Consider the following 6,902-nt stretch of genomic DNA (forward strand, 5'->3'; position numbering starts at 1 on the left):
GGCTAACTTACTGACGATTTCGTGATTTAACGAAACTAAGATGACTCTTCTCTATTGGCTTGGCGGAGAGGTTGTTATAATGCGCCGATTTTTTTAGGAGAAACCTTCGATGGCTATGCTTGAATACACGCCGCCCACAGATCCTTGGATTGATATTGTCTATGAAGATGATCAGATTCTCGCGGTGAATAAACCTTCAGGTCTGCTGTCGGTTCCAGGACGCTTGCCTGAGCATCACGACAGTATGTGGAGTCGTTTGGCTGAGCAATATCCAGAGATCCAAGTTGTGCATCGTTTGGATATGTCGACTTCTGGCTTGATGGTGCTGGCAAAAAATAAATACGCGGAAGGGGCATTGAAAAAGCAGTTTCAATACCGTTTAACGCATAAAATTTATTACGCTCGCGTGTGGGGCGTAATGGAACTTGACGAGGGGGCGGTTGAATTACCCCTGATTTGCGATTGGCCAAATCGGCCTAAACAGAAAGTCTGCTTTGAAGATGGGAAACCATCAAAAACTTTATATCAAGTAGCGAAAAGAGAAGAAAAAACGACAATTGTACGTCTTTTTCCTGTGACTGGCCGTTCGCATCAATTACGTGTTCACATGCAAGCTTTGGGTTATCCGATTGTGGGTGATGAGTTTTATGCCCCGCAAGAAGCGCAAGATTTTTCCGATCGCTTAGCGCTGCATGCCGCAGAGCTCAGTTTTTATCACCCAAAGAGTCATTGGTTACGTAACCTTTTTGTTGCTTGTGACTTTTATCCCGAAGCACAAGAGCAAATTTTGCAACACTTTGATCCTGAGCGAAAATTACCAGATTACAAAACGTTGCCCCGACCTTAGTGTGATGTGGGTGGCGACAAGGAGCTGATATGTCACTACCCACGGTTGTCTTTCTCGATAGGTCCACAATCCCTGCTTATATTCGATTGCCAAGCTTACCTTTTGCTCATCATTGGCTTGAGTTTGACTTTACTTCTGCCGAACAAGCGCTCGATCGCCTATCTCAAGCCGATATCGTAATCACCAATAAAGTGGTGCTGGATAGGGCGCTACTCTCACAATGTCCGAAATTGCGCTTGATTGCTGTGTCGGCCACAGGCGTCAATAATGTCGATATCGATTACTGTCGTGAAGCAGGCATCGCACTGGTGAATGTTCAAGGCTACGCCACCCGTTCTGTTCCGGAACATGTCGTTGGGATGATTTATGCCTTAAGGCGTCACCTGTTTGCTTATCATCAAGATATTGCCAATGGTGAGTGGCAGCGCAATCAACAATTTTGCTTTTTTACTCATCCGATAGGGGATGTTGCAGGTTCAACGCTTGGTATTGTGGGGAGTGGCGCGCTCGGACAGGCAACCGCAACGTTGGCACGAGCGATAGGCATGCAGGTGATATTTTCTGAACGAAAGGGGGCCAAGTTATGCCGACAAGGTTTTATGCCCTTTGAACAAATGTTAGCGGAGGCGGATGTTGTGAGTTTACATTGCCCATTGAGCGAGCAAACCCGAAACCTGATAGGTGAGAACGAATTAAAGATAATGAAGCCTAATGCATTGTTGATTAACGCAGGCCGTGGTGGTTTGGTTGATGAGCAAGCACTTGTGACAGCATTGAAATCTGGGCAAATTGCTGGCGCTGGAGTGGATGTATTCAGTCGAGAACCAGCGGATAAAACAAATCCCTTACTAGCCAATATGGATTTGCCAAATTTGTTGCTGACACCACACGTGGCATGGGGTAGTGACTCAGCTATTTCACAATTGGCAACGATTTTGATGGATAACATTGCCGCGTTTGAGCGTGGAGAGCACAAAAATCGCGTCTGCTGATGGCGTGAATAAATAAAAAAGGTCGGTATTTTCACACCGACCTTTTTAATGGTAACGCAATCGCGATTATAGCGCGGCTATGGTCGCTTTCTGTTCTTCCAGTTTAACCAAGGTATCTTGATAGCCATTCAGCTTTTGACGCTCGATAGCGACAACGGCTTCGGGTGCTTTAGCGACGAACCCTTGGTTATTGAGTTTGCCTTCAATGCGTTTGATTTCGCCTTGAGTTTTAGCAATCTCTTTTGCTAAGCGCTCTAGCTCCGCATCTTTATCAATCAAACCAGCCATTGGGATCATCAGCTCAGATTGACCAACCAGCGCCGTTGCACAAGCGGGAGTCTCTTCACCCTCTTCAAGAACGCGTAGAGCCTCCAGTTTAGCCAGTGACAACAGTACCGCTTTGTTCGCTTCTAAACGTGCCACTTCTTGCTTGTTGGCGGCTTTTAACATCACGTTAAGAGGTTTACCTGGGTTGATATCGTACTCGGCACGTAGGTTGCGAATGCTAGTAATAAAGGCTTTCACCCATTCGATATCATCCAGCGCCGCTTGGTTGAAGTTCGCTTCATCGTACTGAGGCAGCGCTTGCAGCATGATGGTATCCCCTTCAACGCCGTCCACTAATGGCTTAATGCTTTGCCAAATGGTTTCAGTGATATACGGGATCACTGGGTGCGCGAGGCGTAATGTTTTCTCTAATACCGTAATTAATGTACGGCGTGTTGCACGTTGCTGCGCTTCACTGCCTTTCCATAATACGGGCTTAGTCAGCTCTAAGTACCAGTCGCAGAATTGGTTCCAGATGAATTCGTAAAGGGTATTTGCCGCCATATCTAAACGGAAGTTGTTGATATGGTTGTTGAACTCTTTAGCCGCCAATTCAAATTGAGACTCGATCCATTTATCGGCTAACGAATACTCAAGCTCGCTACCTGCGTTAAAGCCACAATCGAGATCTTCGGTATTCATCAACACGTAACGGCTCGCGTTCCAGAGTTTGTTACAGAAGTTGCGGTAACCTTCTAGGCGTTTCATGTCCCAGTTGATATCACGACCGGTTGAAGCCATCGCTGCTAGCGTGAAACGCAGTGCGTCGGTTCCATAAGGTTCGATACCATTTTCAAAGGTTTTACGTGTATTTTTCTCGATCTTGGCTGCAAGCTGTGGCTGCATCATGTTGCCACAACGTTTTTCAACCAGAGACTCAAGATCAATACCATCGATCATGTCGATAGGATCAAGCACGTTGCCTTTAGATTTTGACATTTTGTCGCCGTTTTCATCACGGATAAGGCCTGTGACATAAACAGTTTTAAATGGCACTTGTGGTTTACCATTCTCATCTTTACAGAAGTGCATGGTCATCATGATCATGCGTGCAACCCAGAAGAAGATGATGTCGAAACCAGTAACAAGAACGTCAGACGGGTGGAATGTTTTTAGTGCCTCAGTGTTTTCTGGCCAGCCTTGTGTACCAAAAGTCCAAAGAGCGGATGAGAACCAAGTGTCCAATACATCATCATCTTGGCGCAGTACCACCACTGGGGCTAGGTTGTTTTGTTCGCGCACTTCTTCTTCGTTACGGCCGACATAAACGTTGCCGTCGTTGTCATACCAAGCAGGAATACGATGACCCCACCAAAGTTGGCGTGAGATACACCAATCTTGCACGTCACGCATCCATGAGAAGTACATGTTTTCGTACTGCTTAGGCACAAATTGAATCTCGCCATCTTCAACGGCTTTGGTTGCGACTTCCGCTAGTGGCGCTGTGCGTACATACCATTGGTCGGTCAGCATCGGTTCGATAACCACACCACCACGGTCACCGTAAGGAATGGTGAGGTCGTGATCTTTGATTTCTTCAAGCAGGCCGAGAGCTTCAAATTCAGCTACGATGGCTTTACGTGCCGCAAAGCGCTCCATGCCTTGGTATTTAGCAGGTAGATCGCTGCTGTAAGCGTCACTTGGTTCACCATTGGTGTTGAACACTTCGGCGGCTTCACGAATGTTGGCATCAAAGGTGAAAATGTTGATCATCGGCAGTTGGTGGCGCTTACCGACTTCATAGTCATTGAAATCGTGAGCAGGGGTGATCTTCACACAGCCTGTGCCTTTTTCCATGTCTGCGTGCTCATCGCCCACGATAGAAATGCGGCGATTGACGATTGGCAGCATGATCTCTTTACCGATCAGAGCTTGGTAGCGTGGATCTTCAGGGTTAACCGCTACACCTGTGTCACCCAGCATGGTTTCAGGACGAGTGGTCGCAACAACAATGTAGTCTTTACCGTCTGCTGTTTTTACGCCGTCAGCCAGTGGGTAACGGAAGTGCCACATGTGACCTTTGACGTCTTTGTTTTCTACTTCTAGATCAGAAATTGCAGTGTGCAGTTTTGGATCCCAGTTCACAAGACGTTTACCACGGTAGAGTAAATCTTCTTGGTAAAGGCGAACAAACACTTCTTGAACGGCATTGGATAGGCCCGCATCCATAGTGAATCGTTCACGATCCCAGTCTACCGATGCGCCAAGGCGGCGAAGCTGTTTAGTGATGGTACCACCTGATTCGCCTTTCCATTCCCAAATCTTGTCGATGAAGGCATCACGACCGTAATCGTGTTTGGTTTTGCCTTCTTCTGCGGCAATTTTACGTTCAACCACCATTTGGGTAGCAATACCGGCGTGGTCTGTACCCACTTGCCATAAGGTATTTTTGCCTTTCATGCGTTCGCAGCGGATCAAAGTATCCATAATGGTGTCTTGGAATGCGTGACCCATATGAAGGCTACCAGTGACGTTCGGCGGTGGGATCATGATGCTGTACGCTTCTTTTGATGTATCACCGTGAGGCTTAAAGTAGCCGTTCTCTTCCCAAGTCTGATACAGAGCTTGTTCGATTGCTGTTGGGTTATATGTCTTTTCCATAGTGCTCTTAAATGGATACTGTGAATGGTTAATCTTAGTCAAACTTCATAAGTGAAGGATCTTGTTAAAGATCGCCTTAACTATAAGGTTTGACCTATGGATGTTGGATCTCGATTGTTTGCAATTGGTAGCCAGCTTGACGGTAGATTTTATACCTTTCGCGTGCTCGTTGCTTTGCTTTTTCTTCGCAGGGGACGAAGTCTACCACCTCAGCAAAGGCGTTCGCAAAGGTTGTATGATTATCCGCCACATTTATTACCAGTTGACGATTCCAATTGGGTTTGACGTTGGGGTAGCCAATCTCAATATGAGTTGAGTATTTCGGGCCTTCACCCACCAGATTGTGCGCGACAAACTGTTCTGCAGGCACTTGCCATAAATGTTCAGCAAACTGTTCAGCGTGAGTTTTATCATCACAATGCAGATAAATTTTTGCCCCTTGTTTGGCGAAGTGATGAGCCAGAAATAGGACATATTGCTCAAAGCCTGCCAGCGTTGCTTGAGGGCTTTCTTCGTTCACAATGTAAAAGGTGGCTCGCTGCATGTTGTCACCTACTATCTAATCGCTCATCAACAAAAAAGGGCCTTGCGGCCCTTTTCACATTTTGAGGTTATTCCTCAGACTCTTGGCCGCTGCGGTTCAATAAGAACTGGACGAGCAATGAGACGGGACGACCTGTTGATCCTTTTGCTGCTCCTGACTTCCATGCCGTGCCAGCAATATCCAAATGCGCCCAGTTATATTTCTTAGCAAATTTAGATAAGAAGCAGCCAGCGGTAATCGTACCACCAGGGCGACCACCGATGTTTGCCATATCAGCAAATGGGCTCTTTAGCTGCTCATGGTACTCGTCGGCCATTGGTAGACGCCATGCGCGATCGCTTGCTTGTTCTGAAGCATTAACCAATTCATGCGCCAATGGGTTGTGGTTTGAAACCACGCCACTGATGTGGTGACCTAATGCAATCACACAAGCGCCAGTTAGTGTCGCCACATCTACCACGCAATCGGGTTCAAAACGCTCAACGTAAGTGAGTGCATCACATAGAACTAAGCGACCTTCGGCATCGGTATTGAGTACTTCAACCGTTTGGCCAGACATAGTCGTGAGAATGTCACCAGGGCGATAGGCATTGCTGCCTGGCATGTTTTCACAGCCGGCTAAGATACCCACGACATTTAATGGCAATTTCAATTTAGCCAATGCTTTCATTGCGCCAAAGACTGACGCCGCACCGCACATGTCATACTTCATTTCATCCATGCCTTCGCCTGGTTTTAATGAAATACCGCCGGAATCAAACGTCAGGCCTTTACCCACCAACACAATTGGTTTTGCATCCGGATCTGGGTTGCCTTTGTACTCAATGACCGACATCATCGACTCATTTTTTGAGCCACGACCGACGGCGAGATAAGAGGTCATGCCCAACTTTTCCATCTCTTCTTCACCAATGATTTTGGTGGTGACGCTCTCGTAGTCGTCCGCTAAGCGGCGCGCTTGAGATGCAAGATAAGCTGGGTTGGCAATGTTTGGTGGCATATTGCCGAGATCTTTCGACGCTTTCACACCGGATGCAATCGCAAGGCCGTGTGTAATCGCGCGCTCACCTAAGTTAAGCTCACGGCGAGTCGGTACGTTAAAGACAAGTTTGCGCAGTGGGCGGCGAGTCTCCGGTTTTACGCTCTTGAATTGATCAAAGGTGTACAGACCATCTTTCGTTGCTTCAACCGCTTGGCGTACTTTCCAATAAGTATCGCGGCCTTTAACGTGTAGTTCAGTCAGAAAACATACGGCTTCCATTGAACCCGTTTCGTTCAGTGTGCTGATGGTTTTTTGAATGATTTCTTTGTACTGACGTTCGCCTAATTCGCGCTCTTTACCACAACCTACCAGTAAAACGCGTTCAGACAGAACACCAGGGACTTGATGCAGCAGTAGCATCTGGCCGGGTTTACCCTCGAGATCACCACGGCGAAGTAGTGAACTAATATAGCCGTCGCTGATTTTATCAAGCTGCTCTGCTACTGGAGAAAGGCGGCGTGGTTCGAACACTCCAACAACGATACATGCGCTACGTTGTTTCTCTGGACTGCCACTTTTTACACTGAACTCCATGCGTACTCCTACATC

Annotated in this window: 5 protein-coding genes; 2 read left to right on the forward strand and 3 right to left on the reverse strand. The window is 47.2% G+C overall.

From position 1 onward, the window contains the following. Positions 1 to 109 precede the first annotated feature (109 nt). Together B9J84_RS00035 and B9J84_RS00040 are read left to right on the forward strand one after the other, a co-directional pair. Positions 110 to 847 (forward strand): RluA family pseudouridine synthase, encoded by a 738-nt coding sequence (locus B9J84_RS00035; RefSeq protein ID WP_047691070.1) that lies wholly within the window; start codon positions 110 to 112, stop codon positions 845 to 847. Positions 848 to 876: 29 nt separating this feature from the next. Then, the gene (locus B9J84_RS00040) at positions 877 to 1,839 is read left to right on the forward strand and encodes a D-2-hydroxyacid dehydrogenase (RefSeq protein ID WP_094123244.1); all 963 of its coding nucleotides are present in this window, start codon (positions 877 to 879) and stop codon (positions 1,837 to 1,839) included. Positions 1,840 to 1,905: 66 nt separating this feature from the next. Here B9J84_RS00040 and B9J84_RS00045 read toward each other — a convergent pair whose 3' ends face one another. The 3 genes from B9J84_RS00045 to pepA form a co-directional block, all read right to left on the reverse strand. Continuing rightward, the gene (locus B9J84_RS00045; RefSeq protein ID WP_094123245.1) at positions 1,906 to 4,767 is read right to left on the reverse strand and encodes a valine--tRNA ligase; all 2,862 of its coding nucleotides are present in this window, start codon (positions 4,765 to 4,767) and stop codon (positions 1,906 to 1,908) included. Between the two features lie 94 nt (positions 4,768 to 4,861). Next, positions 4,862 to 5,311: a DNA polymerase III subunit chi gene (locus B9J84_RS00050; protein WP_017043380.1), complete on the reverse strand. Its 450-nt coding sequence runs from the start codon at positions 5,309 to 5,311 to the stop codon at positions 4,862 to 4,864. Between the two features lie 67 nt (positions 5,312 to 5,378). Further along, positions 5,379 to 6,887: a leucyl aminopeptidase gene (gene pepA, locus B9J84_RS00055; RefSeq protein ID WP_010318842.1), complete on the reverse strand. Its 1,509-nt coding sequence runs from the start codon at positions 6,885 to 6,887 to the stop codon at positions 5,379 to 5,381. Positions 6,888 to 6,902: the final 15 nt, after the last annotated feature.

The organism is Vibrio sp. V03_P4A6T147 (assembly GCF_002241085.1).
Classification (GTDB): domain Bacteria; phylum Pseudomonadota; class Gammaproteobacteria; order Enterobacterales; family Vibrionaceae; genus Vibrio; species Vibrio anguillarum.

Excerpts from the sequence above, each read along its gene's own strand:
- B9J84_RS00035 (WP_047691070.1), top strand. The coding sequence starts at position 110 with ATGGCTATGCTTGAATACACGCCGCCCACAGATCCTTGGATTGATATT.
- B9J84_RS00040 (WP_094123244.1), top strand. The coding sequence starts at position 877 with ATGTCACTACCCACGGTTGTCTTTCTCGATAGGTCCACAATCCCTGCT.
- B9J84_RS00045 (WP_094123245.1), bottom strand. The coding sequence starts at position 4,767 with ATGGAAAAGACATATAACCCAACAGCAATCGAACAAGCTCTGTATCAG.
- B9J84_RS00050 (WP_017043380.1), bottom strand. The coding sequence starts at position 5,311 with ATGCAGCGAGCCACCTTTTACATTGTGAACGAAGAAAGCCCTCAAGCA.
- pepA (WP_010318842.1), bottom strand. The coding sequence starts at position 6,887 with ATGGAGTTCAGTGTAAAAAGTGGCAGTCCAGAGAAACAACGTAGCGCA.